General features: G+C 71.3%; 16 protein-coding genes. 14 read left to right on the top strand and 2 right to left on the bottom strand.

Annotation, left to right across the window (positions count from 1 at the left end; all coding sequences use genetic code 11):
• The first annotated feature begins 20 nt into the window (after window positions 1–20).
• From Q7L65_RS11635 to pntB, 7 genes are all read left to right on the top strand, one after another.
• Window positions 21–764 carry a phosphate ABC transporter ATP-binding protein gene (locus Q7L65_RS11635; protein WP_370552556.1) on the top strand — a complete coding sequence of 248 codons (744 nt, stop codon included), beginning with the start codon at window positions 21–23 and terminating at the stop codon, window positions 762–764.
• Between the two features lie 7 nt (window positions 765–771).
• Window positions 772–1,509 carry a hypothetical protein gene (locus Q7L65_RS11630; RefSeq protein ID WP_304721330.1) on the top strand — a complete coding sequence of 246 codons (738 nt, stop codon included), beginning with the start codon at window positions 772–774 and terminating at the stop codon, window positions 1,507–1,509.
• 10 nt (window positions 1,510–1,519) lie between these two features.
• Window positions 1,520–2,227 (top strand): zinc ribbon domain-containing protein, encoded by a 708-nt coding sequence (locus Q7L65_RS11625; RefSeq protein ID WP_304721328.1) that lies wholly within the window; start codon window positions 1,520–1,522, stop codon window positions 2,225–2,227.
• Complete coding sequence (locus tag Q7L65_RS11620; RefSeq protein ID WP_304721327.1) at window positions 2,224–2,631, top strand: hypothetical protein; 408 nt, start codon at window positions 2,224–2,226, stop codon at window positions 2,629–2,631. Before Q7L65_RS11625 ends, Q7L65_RS11620 begins: the two co-directional genes overlap by 4 nt.
• Window positions 2,628–4,115 carry an alkaline phosphatase family protein gene (locus Q7L65_RS11615; RefSeq protein WP_304721326.1) on the top strand — a complete coding sequence of 496 codons (1,488 nt, stop codon included), beginning with the start codon at window positions 2,628–2,630 and terminating at the stop codon, window positions 4,113–4,115. The genes Q7L65_RS11620 and Q7L65_RS11615 overlap by 4 nt, the downstream gene beginning before the upstream one ends.
• Window positions 4,116–4,604: 489 nt before the next feature.
• On the top strand, window positions 4,605–6,137 hold the full coding sequence (locus Q7L65_RS11610; RefSeq protein ID WP_304721325.1) for a Re/Si-specific NAD(P)(+) transhydrogenase subunit alpha: 1,533 nt from the start codon (window positions 4,605–4,607) through the stop codon (window positions 6,135–6,137).
• 3 nt (window positions 6,138–6,140) lie between these two features.
• On the top strand, window positions 6,141–7,589 hold the full coding sequence (gene pntB, locus Q7L65_RS11605; RefSeq protein ID WP_304721324.1) for a Re/Si-specific NAD(P)(+) transhydrogenase subunit beta: 1,449 nt from the start codon (window positions 6,141–6,143) through the stop codon (window positions 7,587–7,589).
• A 31-nt stretch (window positions 7,590–7,620) separates the two neighbouring features.
• Here pntB and Q7L65_RS11600 read toward each other — a convergent pair whose 3' ends face one another.
• Together Q7L65_RS11600 and Q7L65_RS11595 are read right to left on the bottom strand one after the other, a co-directional pair.
• Window positions 7,621–8,379, bottom strand: a complete 759-nt coding sequence (locus Q7L65_RS11600) for an SDR family NAD(P)-dependent oxidoreductase (RefSeq protein WP_304721322.1) — start codon at window positions 8,377–8,379, stop codon at window positions 7,621–7,623.
• A 119-nt stretch (window positions 8,380–8,498) separates the two neighbouring features.
• Window positions 8,499–9,224, bottom strand: a complete 726-nt coding sequence (locus tag Q7L65_RS11595) for an IclR family transcriptional regulator (protein WP_304721321.1) — start codon at window positions 9,222–9,224, stop codon at window positions 8,499–8,501.
• Between the two features lie 109 nt (window positions 9,225–9,333).
• Between Q7L65_RS11595 and Q7L65_RS11590 the strand changes: the two genes are divergently transcribed.
• From Q7L65_RS11590 to Q7L65_RS11560, 7 genes are all read left to right on the top strand, one after another.
• On the top strand, window positions 9,334–10,662 hold the full coding sequence (locus Q7L65_RS11590) for an ABC transporter substrate-binding protein (protein ID WP_304721319.1): 1,329 nt from the start codon (window positions 9,334–9,336) through the stop codon (window positions 10,660–10,662).
• Window positions 10,659–11,546: a cupin domain-containing protein gene (locus Q7L65_RS11585; RefSeq protein WP_304721317.1), complete on the top strand. Its 888-nt coding sequence runs from the start codon at window positions 10,659–10,661 to the stop codon at window positions 11,544–11,546. Before Q7L65_RS11590 ends, Q7L65_RS11585 begins: the two co-directional genes overlap by 4 nt.
• An 8-nt stretch (window positions 11,547–11,554) precedes the next feature.
• On the top strand, window positions 11,555–12,706 hold the full coding sequence (locus Q7L65_RS11580; protein WP_304721315.1) for an ABC transporter ATP-binding protein: 1,152 nt from the start codon (window positions 11,555–11,557) through the stop codon (window positions 12,704–12,706).
• Window positions 12,707–12,782: 76 nt separating this feature from the next.
• Window positions 12,783–13,694 (top strand): DUF6282 family protein, encoded by a 912-nt coding sequence (locus Q7L65_RS11575; protein ID WP_304721314.1) that lies wholly within the window; start codon window positions 12,783–12,785, stop codon window positions 13,692–13,694.
• The gene (locus tag Q7L65_RS11570) at window positions 13,691–14,455 is read left to right on the top strand and encodes an HpcH/HpaI aldolase/citrate lyase family protein (RefSeq protein ID WP_304721313.1); all 765 of its coding nucleotides are present in this window, start codon (window positions 13,691–13,693) and stop codon (window positions 14,453–14,455) included. The genes Q7L65_RS11575 and Q7L65_RS11570 overlap by 4 nt, the downstream gene beginning before the upstream one ends.
• Window positions 14,452–15,324 (top strand): carbohydrate ABC transporter permease, encoded by an 873-nt coding sequence (locus tag Q7L65_RS11565; RefSeq protein ID WP_304721312.1) that lies wholly within the window; start codon window positions 14,452–14,454, stop codon window positions 15,322–15,324. The genes Q7L65_RS11570 and Q7L65_RS11565 overlap by 4 nt, the downstream gene beginning before the upstream one ends.
• Window positions 15,321–16,157 carry a carbohydrate ABC transporter permease gene (locus tag Q7L65_RS11560; RefSeq protein ID WP_304721310.1) on the top strand — a complete coding sequence of 279 codons (837 nt, stop codon included), beginning with the start codon at window positions 15,321–15,323 and terminating at the stop codon, window positions 16,155–16,157. Before Q7L65_RS11565 ends, Q7L65_RS11560 begins: the two co-directional genes overlap by 4 nt.
• The last annotated feature ends 4 nt before the right edge of the window (window positions 16,158–16,161 follow it).

Below are 16,161 nucleotides of genomic sequence, written 5' to 3'. Positions count from 1 at the left end.
CGTCGATCGCCGTCGACCGCATGCAGGTCGAGGAGCTGTCGATCGCGTACGGCTCCAAGCTCGCGGTCGACTCGGTCTCGCTGCCGATCCGCCAGGGCGAGGTGCTCGCGCTGATCGGCCCTTCGGGCTGCGGCAAGACGACGCTGCTGCGCTCGCTCAACCGCCTCACCGAGCTGACCAAGACGGCCTCGATGAAGGGGCGCATCGTGCTCGACGGAGAGGACATCGCGACGCTCGAGCCGACCGCGCTGCGGCGGCGCGTGACGATGGTCTTCCAGCAGCCGAACCCGTTCCCGATGAGCGTCTTCGACAACGTCGCCTACGTGCTGCGCGAGCAGGCGTCGCGGCGGCCGCGCAAGGCCGCGCTGCAGACGGCGGTCCGCAGCGCGCTCGCGCGCGCGGGCCTGCTCGACGAGGTCGTCGCCGACCTCGCGCATCCCGCGCTGCGGCTGTCCGGCGGCCAGCAGCAGCGACTCTGCATCGCCCGCGCGCTCGCGGTCGACCCGGAGGTGCTGCTGCTCGACGAGCCCTGCTCGGCGCTGGACCCGCAGTCGACGCAGGTGATCGAGCAGCTGATCGTGCAGCTGCGCGAGCAGGTCGCCGTCGTGATCGTCACGCACAACCTGCAGCAGGCCTACCGGATCGCCGACCGGGTCGCGTTCATGTACCTCGGCGAGCTGGTCGAGTACGGGCCGGCCGACCAGATCTTCGGCGCGCCGCGCGAGCAGCGCACGCGGGAGTACGTCAGTGGCGGCTTCGGGTAGGCGGGCGATGGCCGCGCTGGCAATCGCGATCGCGTGCGGCGGCGGCCTCGCCGGCTGCGTCTCGACGCAGCAGAAGAACGCGCGCGCGAAGATCGTCGCCACGCGCGTGCTGGACAGCCGCAGACCGCAGCGCGTGACGCGCACGAGCGCGGACGTGCGGGTGAGCAGCGTGACGCTCGTGCGCGGGGGCCGCGCCAGCGCCGTGGTCGTCGAACTGCGCAGCAGCTCACCGACGGCGCTCGCCGATCTTCCGGTTGAAGTCGGGGTGCGGGTCGGCAGCCACCGCAGACCGCTGAACGCGGCCGGCGGCCTCGACTGGTTCCAGTCGCACGTGCCGGCGATCGCCGCGAACGGGACGGCGACGTGGATCTTCCTCACGCGTCGTCCGGTCGCGGCGGGCGGGCGGCCGTACGCGCGGGTGGGTGCCGGGGCGACGGCGCTGCCGGACGGGGCGGCGCTGCCACGGATCGCGACCACGGTCACGGCCGGGCCGGCGTCGCGGTCGGACGCCGGTGACAGAGCGGAGCGACGCGTCCGCGTGCGCGTCGACAACGACTCCGGGATCCCGCAGTACGGCGTGCAGCTGTATGCGCTGGTGCGGCGCGGCGGCCGTTTGGTCGCTGCCGGCAAGGCGACGGTCAGACACCTCGGGACGGGGGCGCGCACGACGGCCGCCGTCGCGCTCGCCGGGGCGCCGGGCGACGGCTCGGTGCGCGTGCACGCGATCCCGACGATCTTCGAGTGAGGAGCCGACGATGACGCACACCGACGGTACGCCACCGCCCGCAGGGCCGATCTACGCCGCGCACACGCTCGGCGCCTGGGATGCCTGCGACCACTGCCAGGCGCCGCTCGACGAACGTCAGCGCTACTGCGTCGTCTGCGGCGCGCGCCACGCGCAGTCCGACGACCCGGTCGCGGGCTGGTTCGTCGCCAACGCGCGCCGCGCACGCGCCGCCGAAGCGGCGCCGCCGCCGGACGCGGGATCGCCGCCTCCGTGGCGCTCCAGCTCGGTCGTGCTCGCGATCGCGCTGGCGCTGCTGCCGGTCGTGGCGGCCATCGGCGTGACGGTCGGCCGCGGCGAGACCGGCGACTCCGCGCAGCTCGTGAAGGCGCTGCAGGCGCAGCAGCCGCCGGTCGTCAACGTGATCGGCGGCGGGGGCTCCGCCGGCGGCGCGGTCGCCGGCGACACCGCCGACGCCGGCACCGCCGACGCGTCGAGCGGCAGCGCGGCGAGAGGGAAGAGATCGGCGGCGAAGGTGAGAGGCGACAACCCCGACGACGCCGACGGCAGAGTGATCGCGCGCACGAGATACGGCACCGCGCGCCAGCTGACGGACTCGAGAGTGACGCCGGAGCAGGCCGCGGAGAGCAGAGAGGCGCTCAGACACATCGTCGAGTCGCAGGGCAGAGACTACGTCGACCAGCAGCGCAACCTGCCGGACCAGATCGTCATCCCGTGAGCTTCGGCGAGCGCATCCGCCGGCTGCTGCCGGGCCACGGTCCCGCGGGTGCGTCGGCGGGCCCGCCCGCCGGCCTGGTGCCGGCCGACAAGCTCGCGGCGCAGGCGCGGCGCGACGCCGCCAAGGCGCCGAAGGCCGCGCCGGCCGGCGCCTCCGATCCGGAGCTGGCGGCGCGGCGCGACCGGCTCGTCGAGCGCTTCACGCTGATGCAGGCGGACCTCGGCGGCGTCCTCTACGAGATGGTGATCCGCGACCACGTGCGGATGGACGTGCTGACCCGCAAGGCCGCGGAGCTGCAGCGCGTCGACGCCGAGCTGGCGCAGGTCCAGCGCGCGCTGCGCGGCGAGCCGGGCGCGCTCGGCGGGCTCTACGTCAACGGCTCCAACGGCGGTGGTCCCGCATGAGACGCTGGCAGCTCGCGCTGATCGCCACGCTGTCGCTGCTGTCGACCGTCTTCGTGCTGACGAGCGGGTCCGCACACCAGTCGGTCGAGCTGGGCAGACTGGCGGCCGATCGCAAGCCCGTCACGATCGGCGCGACGCCGGTCGGGCAGGCCGCGGGGGCGACCGCCTCCGCCGACGCGGCCGCCGGTGACGCCGACGACACCGGGGCGCCCGACGAGGTCGTCGCGCTCGACGACGAGACCGGCGCGAGCGAGGAGCCGGCGGCGAGCAGCGAGTCGGCGGTCGGCGACGATGGCGGTGCAGCGGCGGGCGCGGGCGACGGGAGCGGCGACGCGGGCGCGAGCGGCGACAGCGGTGGGACTGGCGCGGGCGGCGACTCCGGCGAGGCGGGCGCCGACGGCGGCGGCACGGGCCCGGACGGCAGCGACGGCGCGGGCGGCGGCAGCGGCAGCGCCGGCGCCGACGAGACGGCGGAGCCGCAGCCGACCAAGATCAGACACGTCTTCGTCGTGACGCTCGCCGGGCAGGGCTTCGACGCCGCCTTCGGGCCCGGCTCGACGGCGGCCTACCTCAACGGGACGCTGCGGCCGAAGGGAGCGCTGCTCGACGGCTACGCGTCGCTCGGCAGCGCCGACCTGCCGGACTACATCGCGCTGCTCGGCGGGCAGCCGCCCAACGCCGACACGCGCGCCGGCTGCCCGACCTTCAGAGAGATCCCGCCGTCGACCGCGCCGTCGAGAGCCGGCGTGATCGCCGCCGACGGCTGCGTCTACCCCAACACCGTCACGACGCTCGGCGACCAGCTGACGGCGAGCCGGCGGACGTGGCGCGCCTACGTCGAGGACCTCGAGCGCGGCCCGGACAGAAGGCAGACGTGCCGCCGGCCCGACTCCAACGGCGCCGACGACACGCTCAGAGGACGGCCCGGCGACGGCTACGCGACGCGTCACAACCCGTTCGTCTACTTCCACTCGCTGCTGGACCTGGGCGACTGCGACGCGAAGGTCGGCGGGCTGACCGGGCTGCAGAGAGACCTGCGTTCCGCCAAGGGGACGCCCGCCTACAGCTTCATCGTCCCGAACCTCTGCAACGGCGGCGGCGAATCCCCGTGCGCCGACGGCAGCCCCGGCGGGCTGCCCGCCGCCGACGCGTTCCTGAAGACGTGGGCGCCGCGGATCCTCGCCTCGCCGGCCTACCGCAAGGACGGCCTGCTGATCGTCACGTTCGCGGGCGGCCCCGCCGCGGCCGGCGACCCGGCCGCTGCAGCCGCCCCGGCGGACGCCCCCGTGCGCAACGGCACGCTGCTCGTCTCCCGCTTCGCGCAGGCCGGCAGCACCGCCGGCGGCAGCTACGACCCGTACTCGCTGCTGCGCTCGGTCGAGGACCTGTTCGCGCTCAGACCGTTGGCCCGCGCCGCCAGAGCCCGCTCGTTCGCGCCGACCGTGCTGGGCAGAGCGTTCGTCGAGCCGCCGAGCGACGGCTGATCGTTCGGACGCGCCGCCGATCCAGGGCCTGCGCGAGATGGACGGCGTCCGGACCGACCGCGAGGCGACGAAGGGAGGCGAGGTGGCGCCGGCCACGAACGTGGCCGGCAGTAGTCAGTTGATCCGTAGATCAACTGCAACGCAATGACAACTGCCGCAAAGCGTCGATGCGCCAGGATAGCTTCACGGCGTGCGCGGGTGTGGTCGCCTTGTGCGTGGCTGAGCGCCGCGGCCGGCGTCGCAAACGGCGTCGCGCCGACCGCGGCGATGAGAACGGCGCTGACGAAGGCCGGCAGGCTGAAGGTCAGCCCGCGCGTCACGTTCACGCCGCGCACGGCGGTCTGCGCGACAACCGACGCCCTTCGCGACGGTAGGCTGATTTCCTTTTGGCCCTGCCTGCCTCTCCCGGGTGGCCGCGCCGGGGTTCGCGCCCTTAGGATCCGCGTTCTCAAAGCCGAATGTCGTTGTCACGAGGAGTCTGAGATCTCGATGCTCATCGGAGTGCCCCGCGAGACCACTGTTGGGGAGACACGCGTCGCCGCGACCCCGGCGACGGTCAGACAGCTTGTGGGACTTGGATATGACGTGACGATCGAGGCTGGCGCCGGCGCGCTCGCCAGCTTCGAGGACGCCGCGTACGCGGCCGCGGGAGCGGACGTCGGGTCCGCCGAGCAGGCGTGGCTGGCGGACGTCCTGCTGCGCGTCAACGGACCGACCGTCGACGAGATCGCGAAGCTGAAGGACGGCGCGACGATCGTCGCGCTGCTGCAGCCCGCGCTCAGACCGGAACTGGTCGACGCGCTCGCGCAGCGGCCGATCACCGCGCTCGCGATGGACGCGGTGCCGCGCATCAGCCGCGCGCAGTCGCTCGACGTGCTCTCCAGCATGGCCAACATCGCCGGCTACCGCGCCGTGATCGAGGCCGCGCACGTCTTCGGCCGCTTCTTCACCGGCCAGGTGACGGCGGCTGGCAAGGTCCCGCCGGCGAAGGTGCTTATCGCGGGCGCCGGCGTCGCCGGACTCGCCGCGATCGGCGCCGCCAACAGCCTCGGCGCGATCGTGCGCGCGACCGACCCGCGTCCCGAGGTCGCCGACCAGGTCAGATCGCTCGGCGGCGAGTTCCTCGCCGTGATGGAGCTGGAAGTCTCCAGCGACGGCTACGCGAGAGCGACCAGCGACGACTACAACCGCCTCGCCGCCGAGCTGTACACCGAGCAGGCCAAGGACGTCGACATCATCATCACGACGGCGCTGATCCCGGGCCGCCCGGCGCCGAAGCTGATGACCGCCGAGCAGGTCGCGCTGATGAGATCGGGCTCGGTGATCGTCGACATGGCCGCCGCGATGGGCGGCAACGTCGAGGGCTCGGTCCCCGGCAAGGCGATCGTGACCGACAACGGCGTCACGATCATCGGCTACACCGACCTCGCCGGCCGTCTGCCCGCGCAGGCCTCGCAGCTCTACGGCACGAACCTCGTCAACCTGATGAAGCTGCTGACGCCGGAGAGAGACGGGCAGCTGACGCTCGACTTCGACGACGTCGTCCAGCGCTCGATGACGGTCGTGCGCGACGGCGAGAGAACGTGGCCGCCGCCGCCGGTGCAGGTCTCTGCCGCGCCGGCCGCGAGACCCGAGCCGGCGAGAGCCGTGGCCGCGCCGGTCAAGGAGCCGCGCCCGGCGTGGGTCAGATACGCCGTGATATCGCTCGGTCTGCTGGCGCTGTGGGCGGTCAACGCGTTCGCGCCCGACCCGCTGCCGAGCCACTTCACCGTGCTGATGCTGGCGATCGTCGTCGGCTACTACGTGATCGGCAAGGTCCACCACGCGCTGCACACGCCGCTGATGTCGGTCACGAACGCGATCTCGGGCATCATCGTCGTCGGCGCGATCCTCCAGCTCGGCGAGCACGACGACGCCAAGATCCGCGTCCTCTCGACGATCGCGATCCTGCTCGCATCGATCAACGTCTTCGGCGGCTTCGCCGTGACCCGGCGCATGCTCGGCATGTTCAACAGAGGCTGATCCATGACCGCATCTCTCGTCACCGCCAGCATCGACGCACAGTCGATCGCGACCGCGTCCTACATCGTCGCGGCGCTGCTGTTCATCCTCTCGCTCGCAGGGCTGTCCAGACACGAGTCGGCCCGTCAGGGCGTCGCGTTCGGAATCGCCGGCATGGCGATCGCGCTGGCCGCCACGATCGGCGTCGCGACCGAGCACGCCGAGACGGTCGCGATCGTCCTGCTCGTCATAGCGGTCGTCATCGGCGCCGCTATCGGGCTGTGGCGGGCGCGCGTCGTCGAGATGACCGGCATGCCCGAGCTGATCGCGCTGCTGCACAGCTTCGTCGGCCTCGCCGCCGTGCTGGTCGGCTGGAGCGGCTACTTCTCCGTCGAGGACAACGCCGGCCAGACCGAGGTCATCGGCTCGCTGCTCGACATCCACCACGCCGAGGTCTTCATCGGCATCTTCATCGGCGCGGTCACCTTCACCGGCTCGATCGTCGCCTACCTGAAGCTGTCGGCGAGAATCAAGTCGGCGCCGCTGACGCTGCCGGGCAAGAACTACCTCAACCTCGGCGCGCTCGCGGCGTTCGTCGTGCTGACGGTCTTCTTCGTGATCTCGCCGAGCCTCCCGCTGCTGATCGCGGTCACCGTGCTCGCGCTCGCGCTCGGCTGGCACCTCGTCGCCTCGATCGGCGGCGGCGACATGCCGGTCGTCGTCTCGATGCTCAACTCCTACTCGGGCTGGGCCGCGGCGGCGTCGGGCTTCCTGCTCAACAACGACCTGCTGATCGTGACCGGCGCGCTCGTCGGCTCCTCCGGTGCCTACCTCTCCTACATCATGTGCGAGGCGATGAACCGCTCGTTCATCTCCGTGATCGCGGGCGGCTTCGGCATCGAGGCCCCGGCCTCGGCCGACACCGACTACGGCGAGCACCGCGAGATCGACGCGGTCAGCGCGGCCGAGCTGCTGACCGAGGCCAGCTCGGTCATCATCACGCCCGGCTACGGCATGGCGGTCGCGCAGGCGCAGTACCCGGTCGCGGAGCTGACGCGCCAGTTGCGCGAGCGCGGCATCGAGGTCCGCTTCGGCGTGCACCCGGTCGCCGGTCGCCTGCCGGGCCACATGAACGTGCTGCTCGCCGAGGCGAAGGTGCCATACGACATCGTGCTCGAGATGGACGAGATCAACGACGACTTCGCCGAGACCGACGTCGTCCTCGTGATCGGCGCCAACGACACCGTCAACCCGGCGACCGAGGACCCGAGCAGCCCGATCGCCGGCATGCCGGTGCTGAGAGTGTGGGAGGCGCGCAACGTGATCGTCTTCAAGCGCTCGATGGCGTCCGGCTACGCCGGCGTCCAGAACCCGCTGTTCTTCCGCGAGAACACGCAGATGCTGTTCGGCGACGCGAAGACGAAGGTCGACGAGATCGTCGCCGCGCTCGCCGCGGCGCGCGTTCCGGCCTGACGGCTGCGGCCGGCCCGTGGCGGCGGCCGGCCTACTGGGCCGTGAAGCCGCCGTCCACGGACAGGACCGAGCCCGTCACGAACGTCGAGAGGTCGCCGGCCAGGTAGAGGATGCCGTCGGCGACCTCGTCGGCCGCTGCCGCCGCCCGCAGCGGGTGGGGCTGGCGGACGAGCGCATCGGCGAACGGATCGGCGCGGCGCGCCTCTGCGAACGAGTCGGACATCGCGGTGTCGACGGTGCCGGGAGCGATCGCGTTGATGCGGATCCCCAGCGGGGCGTACTCGAGCGCGGCGGTCCGCGTCAGGCCGATCACTCCGTGCTTGGAGGCGACGTAGTGGGCGACGCCCGGGGCCCCGCGCAGACCCGCGGCGGACGCGGTGTTGACGATCACGCCCGCTCTCCGCGCGTACATGTGGCGCAGTTCGGCGCGCATGCACAGCCAGATGCCCTTGAGGTTGACGTCGATGACGGCGTCCCAATGCGACTCGTCGGTGTCGTGAAACCAGCCGAGCCCGCGCGAGATGCCGGCGTTGTTGACGGCGACGTCGATGCGCCCGTGACGCTCGACGACGGCGTCGATGGCCGCGTCCACGTCGGCGGCCGACGTCACGTCGAGCTCACGCGTCTCGACGCCGTCGGTCTCGGCGGCCAGGCGCGCGAGCGCTTCCGGGTCGCGATCCAGCGCGATCGCCCGCGCGCCGACGCGGGTGAACGCCTCCACGGTGGCTCGTCCGATCCCCGAAGCGCCGCCGGTGACGACGACGACCTTGTCGGTCAACCCGAGATCCATGGCATTTCTCCCCACCAGATCAGACACAATAAGCTCTACTGAAATCCTATAGGATCATTCGCGGAGGGAGGGCGAAAGAGCGGGAGAGAGAGGAGAGCTCCTTGACGACCGATGGACGCTCAGGTTGCAGCCGCCGGCAGCGCGGCCCCCTCGCCGTCCGTGCCGCCCAGCTCGGCGGAGACGTCCTGCGCCGCCCGCCGCAGTGCCTCGACCTTTTCCGTCGCGGTCTCGGACACGTCGTCGGGCAGGCCGAGCACCGCCATCGTGGCGACGAGCGTGTCACCCTGGAAGACCGGTGCCGCGAGCACTCCGAAGTTGCCGTCGACCAAGGTGGCGATTCGCGTCGCTCGCACGCGCTCGAGCACCTCCGGCGCGAGCGTCGCGCCGTCGGTCGTGAGCGCGGTGATGAGCACTCCTTGCGCGGAGCTCACCGGGTCGAGCCGCATCCCCAGTCGCGGCGAGATCAGCACCGATCGCCGCGGTGCCTCGCTCACGCGCGCCACCGTCGCGACCTGGCCGTCGGCGACCGACAGCACGATCGTCTCGTTGAGGTCGTACGCGAGGCGATCCATGTGCTGGCCCGCGATCGCGACGACGCGCAGGCTCGCGACCGCGACCGAGGCGAGGCCGAGGATGCGCGGGCCGAGCGAGTAGACGTTGCGCGCCGCGTCGTAGCGGAGCAGTCCTTCGCGCCGCAGCGCCGTCACGTAGCGATGCGTCGACGCCCGGCCGAGCGCTGAGCGCTCGGTGAGCTGAGGCAGCGAGAGGTGTGGTTCCTGGTGGTCGAACAAGCCGAGGATGCGCACCGCGCGCTCGATCGACTGGATGTGCGGGGTCGTCGCCATGGGGCACCAAGCCTACGGATTGAGTTGCAGCGTCGCAGCATGTCGGATAGCGTCTCACAAACTGCGAGACGACGTCTTGCATAGTGAGACACTCCGGAGAGGGAGAGACATGCGACGAGATCTGTGGGGCGGACGTGCGCCCGCTGCCGGCCGAACGGGGAGGCGCGTCGCCGCGCTGCTGCTCGCGGCGGCGGTGTCGGTCGGCGTTGCCGCGTGCGGCAGCAGCAGCGACAGCGACGGCGGGACAACGGCCAGTTCCGGTTCTGCCAGCTCCGGCACCCTGAAGGTCGCCTTCCCCGCAACGGCGCAGGCCGGCTGGCAGAAGGTCATCGACGACTTCAAGGCGGCCAATCCCGACGTCGACGTGAAGGCGACGTTCGCTCCGTTCGCGTCGTTCTTCCAGCTCGTCTCCACGCAGCTGCAGGCCAACGCGGGACCGGACGTCTTCTACGTGCCGCCCGGCTCCTCGCTCGCCCTGTCGCTTCAGAACGCGGCGGCAAGAGGGATCATCGCGAACCTCGACGACCGGCCGTGGGCGAAGGACGTCTCCGGCGCGTACAGGGACGTGGTCTCCCACGACGGGAGCGTCTACGCGCTGGTCAACGGCGTCTTCACTTCGTTCATGCTCACGAACGAGGACAAATTCAGAGAGCTGGGCCTGAATCCGCCGGCCACGATGGACGAGCTCATGTCGATGTGCGAGACGATCACCGACAAGGGCCTGACGCCGGTGGCGATCGGCGGAGGCTTCCCGCCCGACCTGGTCAACCTCATGGGCATGCTGCTGCCCAATTACGTCGACGGTCCGGACCCGCAGTGGATCAGACAGCGCAACGCGGACAGAACGACGTTCGCCGAGTCCAAGGGCTGGCGCACGGCTCTGCAGCGGATCGTCGACCTGAAGGAGGCCGGCTGCTTCGACAGCGGCGTCGCGGGCACCTCGCGCGAGGCCGCGACCGCGCGGTTCGCCAGCGGCAAGGCGCTCATGTACCCGATCATCCAGCCGCAGCTGGCGACCGTCCTCGCCGCCAAACCGACGTTCGACTGGTCGGTCGCCCCGCTGCCCGGCGACGGTCCGGACACCACCTTCCTGTCGGTCCAGGTCGATCCGCTCGTCGCGATGAACGCGAAGTCGAAGAACAGAGCGCTCGCCGAGCAGTTCATCGACTTCGTCGCGACGCTCGACGGGAGCCGCGCCTACAACGAGGTGCAGCAGACGGTCGCGCCGGCGGATTTCGAGGCGGGCACGTTCCCGGAGTTCATGGCACCGCTGAGCGCCAACCTCGAGCCGGGCGGCAACAACGTCGTCGGCCAGCCCAACGACTGGAAGTCGGCCTCGACCAACGCGACGCTCTCGACCGATCTCGCCGGCCTGCTGACGGGCCAGAAGACGGTCGACGACATCCTCGCCGACCTCGACAGCACGTACGGCAGATGAGCTCGACTCGCACCAGCAATCCGATGTTCGTCGGCGAGCCCGACTGGTCGCAGGGCGGCGCGGTCGCCCCGGGGATCGTGAACCCGGCCGAGACCGGTTTCGTGCGCCCGGTCGACCTGTCGCTCGCGCCAGACGACATGTTCTTCGCGATCCAGCTGCACCTCTCCTCGGAGGTCATGCTGACGCTCTGCGGCAACGCGCCCGGCAGGCTCGGACCGCCGCCGCACTCGCACGGCATGGACCAGTTCTTCTACGTCCTGGAAGGGACGATGGAGCTGCGCCTGGGGCAGGAGACCCACATCCTGAACGCGGGCTCGGTCGCGCACATCCCCGCGGGAACGCCGCACAAGCATCGCAACCCGGGTACCGAGCGCGAGCTGCACCTCGAGGTCATCGCCCCCGGCATGGGAATCGGCCGGACGTTCATGGAGTGGGCGGGAGACCCGGGCACGTGGGCGCCGGGAGGCAGCGTCGCCCACCTGCGACCCGACGAGTGGCCGGAGTCCCAGCCCGGGACCCGCGGCCACTTCCTGTCGGAGCCTTCCGGCAAGTTCGACGCCGCGTTCCCCGACTCGAACGAGCTGATGTGGTTCGTGCTGAAGTCGCAGCCCGGCGTCGCGCGCGGCATGGGGCTGCACGTGCACGAGTTCCACCAGTTCTACTACGTCACGGAGGGCACGCTCGGGGTCGAGATCGGATTCGAGCACCACGAGGTGGGACCGCACACGCTCGTCGCGATCCCGCCCGGCGTGCCGCACGGCAACGGCGCGATCGGCACCGAGACCGAGACGCATCTCACCATCAACGTCCCGCCGCCGCGCTGGCAGACCTCGCCCGAGAACCCGTGGGACGTGCCCGTCACGCTCGAGCGCCGGGAGCGCTGAACGACGCGATGGCGATGGTGAGCTTCAACGGGGTGGGCAAGGTCTACCCCGACGGAACGACGGCGGTGCAAGCGCTCGACCTGACCATTCCCGACGGGGAGCTGCTCGTCTTCGTCGGCCCGTCGGGCTGCGGCAAGACCACTGCGCTGCGCATGGTCGCCGGGCTCGAGCAGATCACGTCGGGCGAGATCAGCATCGACGGGCGGGTCGTCAACGACCTGGCACCGAAGGCGCGGGACGTGGCGATGATCTTCCAGAGCTACGCGCTGTACCCGCACATGACGGTGTTCGAGAACATCGCGTTCCCGCTGCGGGCGCAGGGCATGCCGCGCAAGGAGGTCCGCGCGACGGTCGAGCACGTCGCGACGCGGCTCGGGCTGGAGGCGCTGATCGACCGCCGCCCCGGGCGGCTGTCGGGCGGCCAGCGCCAGCGGGTCGCGATGGGTCGCGCGATCGTGCGCCGGCCGAAGGTCTTCGCGATGGACGAGCCGCTGTCGAACCTCGACGCGAAGCTGCGCGGGCAGATGCGCGTCGAGGTGATGACCCTGCAGCGCGAGCTGGGCGTCACCACGATCTACGTGACCCACGACCAGCTCGAGGCGATGACGATGGGGCACCGCATCGCGGTCATGCGCGATGGGGTGCTGCAGCAGTGCGCGACGCCGCAGGAGGTGTTCGACCGTCCCGCGAACCTGTTCGTCGCCGGCTTCCTCGGCAGCCCGTCGATGAACCTCCTGTCCGGGCGCATCGAGCGCGACGGCGACGAGCTGGTCTGCCGCATCGGCGGGCAGTCGCTCATGCTGCGCTCGGCGCAGCCGGCGCTGGCGGCCCACGCCGGGCGCGAGCTGACGGTGGGCGTCCGGCCCGAGCACCTCGAGCTGGCGCCGGCGGGGGCCGGCGGGCTGGCCGCCGCCTGCCTGCTGATCGAGACGCTCGGATCCGAGCAGCTCGTGCATGCGGAGCTGCCTGGAGAGGGCGGAGCGATCCCGCTCGTCGCGCGCCTGGATTCCGAGCAGCGGGTGCGCGCGGGGGCGCCGCTGACGTTCGCGGTCCGCCCGGACCGGCTGCGCTTCTTCGACCCCGATCACGGGCGCGCCGTCGACGGCGCTCCGCACAGCAACGCGACAGACGAGAGGAGCCACGTTGGCACGGCAAGATGAGGCCGAGGCCCTCGTCGCGAAGATCTCGGCGATGTCGGAGCCGTTCCGGCAGTGGTACGCCGACCTCGACGACGGGGTGACCGACTCCGCGCAGGAGCTCCTGCGCGGCAGCATCGACATGCATCTGCATTGCGATCCCTCGCCGCAGCTGCGCGTCATGGATGCATTCCAGGCGGCCGAGGAGGCGTCGGCCGCCGGCATGCGGGCGATCGTGCTCAAGGACCATCTCACCGGCATGGAGGACGCGGCCTGGCTGGCGATGGCCCATGCCGACGTGGCGGATCCCTTCGAGGTCTTCGGCTCGCATTGGCTCAACAACCAGACGGGCGGCTGGAACGTCTACGCCGTCGACAAGGCGGTGGCGTTCGGGGCCAAGCTGGTCGGTGCGCCGACGCTCGCCGCCTACGGCGAGAAGCTGCGTCAGGAGGGCCAGGGCGTCCATCCGGCGGAGCTGATCGTGAAATCGGTCGTCCCGATGAAGCCGCGCGTGGTGTACACGCTCGACGATGCCGGCGCGGTGCGCCCTGAGGTCGTCGAGTGCCTCGACCGGGTCGCCGAGGGCGGGATCGCCTTCGGCACCGGGCACCTCAGCACCGAGGAGGTGTGGGCGACCGTGCGCGCCGCGCACGAGCGGAGGGTGGAGCGCATCTGCATCACGCACGCGCTCATGACGGCTCCGGCGACGCCCGCGGACTACCGCGATCTGTGCAGCGCGACCGGCGCGGTCTGCGAGTTCACGACGTTCCAGGTGCTGACGCTCGGGGACGCGCTCGTCGAGACCCTGCGCGGGATCGGCATCGAGCACGTCACGCTTTCCACCGACGCCGGGCTGAAGGGCTCCAGCGGCGGGGTCGAGTCCTATCTCTGGCTGCTCGCGAAGCTGCTCGAGGCGGGGTTCGCCGAGGCGGAGATCGATGTGATGTCCAAGGACGTCCCGGGACGGCTGTTGGGGCTCGGGTCACGCTCGCGGGAAGAGGCGCGGGCATGACGCATCAGGCGCTGCGCGAGCGTTGGGACGGGGGCGAGGCGGCGCTCGGCGGCCTGGCCCACTTCGGTGCGGGCAGCATCGAGCCGCTCGTCGCAGCCGGCTACGACTGGGTCTGGCTGGACTGCCAGCACGGGCCGTACGACGAGGCGGACGCGGCCGCGACCTTCCGCACGCTGGCGGGCGCTCCGTACGCGCTCGCCGTGCGTGTCGCGCAGAACGACGCCGCCGCGATCGGCCGCGTGCTCGATGCGGGAGCCGACGCCGTCATCGTGCCGCTGGTGGACAGCCCGCGGGAGGCGGCGGACGCGGTCGCCGCGTGCCGCTACCCGCCGGCCGGGAGGCGCAGCTTCGGGCCCGGCCGGCCGGACCTCGGCATCGACCTCGAGGCGCTCGAGAGGCGGGTGAGCTGTTTCGTGATGGCCGAGTCGGCGGCCGCGCTCGAGGAGATCGACGCGATTGCGGCGACGCCCGGCCTGGCTGGGATCGTCGTCGGCCCGATCGACCTCGGGATCTCGCTCGGGATCGCGCCACGGGACGTGGCGGGCTCCGCGCGCGTCCGTGACGCGCTGACGGAGATCGCGGCCGCGTGCGAGCGGGCCGCGGTCGTCGCGGGGATCCTCGCGTACGGCGCCGACCATGCGAAGCAGTGCGTCGAGCTCGGCTACCGCTTTGTCGGCGTCGGCGCCGACGTGCTCACGCTGCGGGTCGCGTCCGCGCACGAGGTCGCGCTCGTGCGCGAGGCCGGGCAGACGCTGCCATGACGAGGCGCGTCCATCCCGTCTTCCGCGCGCTGGCGCTGCCCGGCGTCTTCGCGCTCGTGGCGTTCACGCTCGTGCCCGTGGTGGCGGGCGGGCTCTACGCCTTCACCGACTGGGGTGGGCTCGGCGACGCCAACTGGATCGGCCTCGACAACTTCCGCCAGATCTTCGAGGACCCGCTGACCCGCGGGGCGTTGTGGCACACGCTCGTGTTCGGCGGCGCGCTCGTCGTCCTCACCAACGCCGCCGGCCTCGCCCTCGCGCTCGGACTCAACCGCACGTTGAAGTCCCGCAACCTGCTGCGGGCGGTGTTCTTCCTGCCGGTCATCCTCAGCCCGCTGGCCGTCTCCTACGTCTGGAAGTACATCCTGGACCCGTCGGGACCGGTGAACTCGCTGTTCGCCGAGGTCGGGCTGGAGAGCTGGCAGCACGCCTGGCTCGGCGATCCCGAGTGGGCGCTGATCGCCGTCCTGGTCGTGCTCGTCTGGCAGCAGTCCGGGCTGGCGATGGTCATCTACCTCGCCGGGCTGCAGTCGATTCCCGACGACCTCGTCGAGGCGTCCGCGGTCGACGGCGCATCGTCCTGGCTGCGCTTGCGGCGGATCACGCTGCCGCTGCTGCGCCCCGCCTTCATCATCGCGAGCACGCTGACGCTGATCTTCGGGCTGCGCGTGTTCGATCAGATCCTCGGCCTCACCGGAGGCGGGCCGGTCGGTGCGACCGAGACGCTCGCCACGCAGGTCTGGAAGCAGAGCTTCGCGGACGGGCGCTTCGGCTACGGCGCGGCGCTGTCGATCGTGCTGACGCTCATCATCGGAACGCTGGCGCTGCTGCAGCTCGTGGCATTGCGCAGACAGGAGCGTGACGCGTGAAGATCTTCCGCTACACCCGCTGGTCGCTGGCGCGCGAGCTCGCGTTCGTGGTCGGGGCGCTGATCTTCTGCGTGCCGCTGTACCTGCTCGTCGCGATCTCCCTCAAGGGGCCCGACGACGCGCTCGTCGCGCCCCTGTCGCTCCCGTCGAGCCCGGATCTCGGCAACTACTCGGCAGCGGCGCAGAGCGAACCGGTCTCGATGCTGTCGGCGATGTTCAACAGTGCCGTCGTCACGCTGTCCACCGTCGTGCTCCTGATCGTCTTCGGCTCGCTGTGCGCCTACGCGATCGCGCGCTATCGCACGCGGCTGAGCTCGACGCTCTACTACCTCTTCGTGATCGGGATCATCCTCCCGCACCAGGCCGCGATCCTGCCGCTCTTCAGCGTGCTCAACGAGCTCGGGCTGACGGGGACGCGCGTCGGGGTGATCCTCGTCTACACGGGCTTCATGATGCCGCTGACCGTGTTTCTCTACGCGGGCTTCATGCGCGGCGTGCCGCATGAATACGAGGAGGCGGCCGAGGTCGACGGGGCGAGCCCGATGCGCTTGTACTGGCGTGTCGTCTTTCCGCTGGTGCGGCCGGTGACGTGGACGGTGGCGATCCTGACCGGACTGTTCGTCTGGAACGACCTGTTCGTATCGCTCGTGTTCCTGTCGGGAACCTCCAACGCGACACTGCCCGTCGCGCTGTACTCGTTCGCCGAGGTGTCGTTGGGGCAGTGGCAGCTCGTGTTCGCGGGGGTCGCGATCGCGATCCTGCCCGCGCTGGTGTTCTACCTGCTCGCGCAGCGGCGGATCGTCGCCGGGTTCGCGGGCGGCATCAAAGGCTAGAGAG

Source organism: Conexibacter sp. CPCC 206217 (genome assembly GCF_030646165.1).
Taxonomy (GTDB): domain Bacteria; phylum Actinomycetota; class Thermoleophilia; order Solirubrobacterales; family Solirubrobacteraceae; genus Conexibacter.
The sequence above is the reverse complement of the archived record's forward strand: the minus strand, read 5'-3'. Positions and strand labels throughout refer to the sequence as shown.

Bases quoted from the DNA above. Each gene is read 5' to 3' on its own strand.
- Q7L65_RS11635 (WP_370552556.1), top strand. From the start codon at position 21: ATGCAGGTCGAGGAGCTGTCGATCGCGTACGGCTCCAAGCTCGCGGTC.
- Q7L65_RS11630 (WP_304721330.1), top strand. From the start codon at position 772: ATGGCCGCGCTGGCAATCGCGATCGCGTGCGGCGGCGGCCTCGCCGGC.
- Q7L65_RS11625 (WP_304721328.1), top strand. From the start codon at position 1,520: ATGACGCACACCGACGGTACGCCACCGCCCGCAGGGCCGATCTACGCC.
- Q7L65_RS11615 (WP_304721326.1), top strand. From the start codon at position 2,628: ATGAGACGCTGGCAGCTCGCGCTGATCGCCACGCTGTCGCTGCTGTCG.
- Q7L65_RS11610 (WP_304721325.1), top strand. From the start codon at position 4,605: ATGCTCATCGGAGTGCCCCGCGAGACCACTGTTGGGGAGACACGCGTC.
- pntB (WP_304721324.1), top strand. From the start codon at position 6,141: ATGACCGCATCTCTCGTCACCGCCAGCATCGACGCACAGTCGATCGCG.
- Q7L65_RS11600 (WP_304721322.1), bottom strand. From the start codon at position 8,379: ATGGATCTCGGGTTGACCGACAAGGTCGTCGTCGTCACCGGCGGCGCT.
- Q7L65_RS11595 (WP_304721321.1), bottom strand. From the start codon at position 9,224: ATGGCGACGACCCCGCACATCCAGTCGATCGAGCGCGCGGTGCGCATC.
- Q7L65_RS11590 (WP_304721319.1), top strand. From the start codon at position 9,334: ATGCGACGAGATCTGTGGGGCGGACGTGCGCCCGCTGCCGGCCGAACG.
- Q7L65_RS11585 (WP_304721317.1), top strand. From the start codon at position 10,659: ATGAGCTCGACTCGCACCAGCAATCCGATGTTCGTCGGCGAGCCCGAC.
- Q7L65_RS11580 (WP_304721315.1), top strand. From the start codon at position 11,555: ATGGCGATGGTGAGCTTCAACGGGGTGGGCAAGGTCTACCCCGACGGA.
- Q7L65_RS11570 (WP_304721313.1), top strand. From the start codon at position 13,691: ATGACGCATCAGGCGCTGCGCGAGCGTTGGGACGGGGGCGAGGCGGCG.
- Q7L65_RS11565 (WP_304721312.1), top strand. From the start codon at position 14,452: ATGACGAGGCGCGTCCATCCCGTCTTCCGCGCGCTGGCGCTGCCCGGC.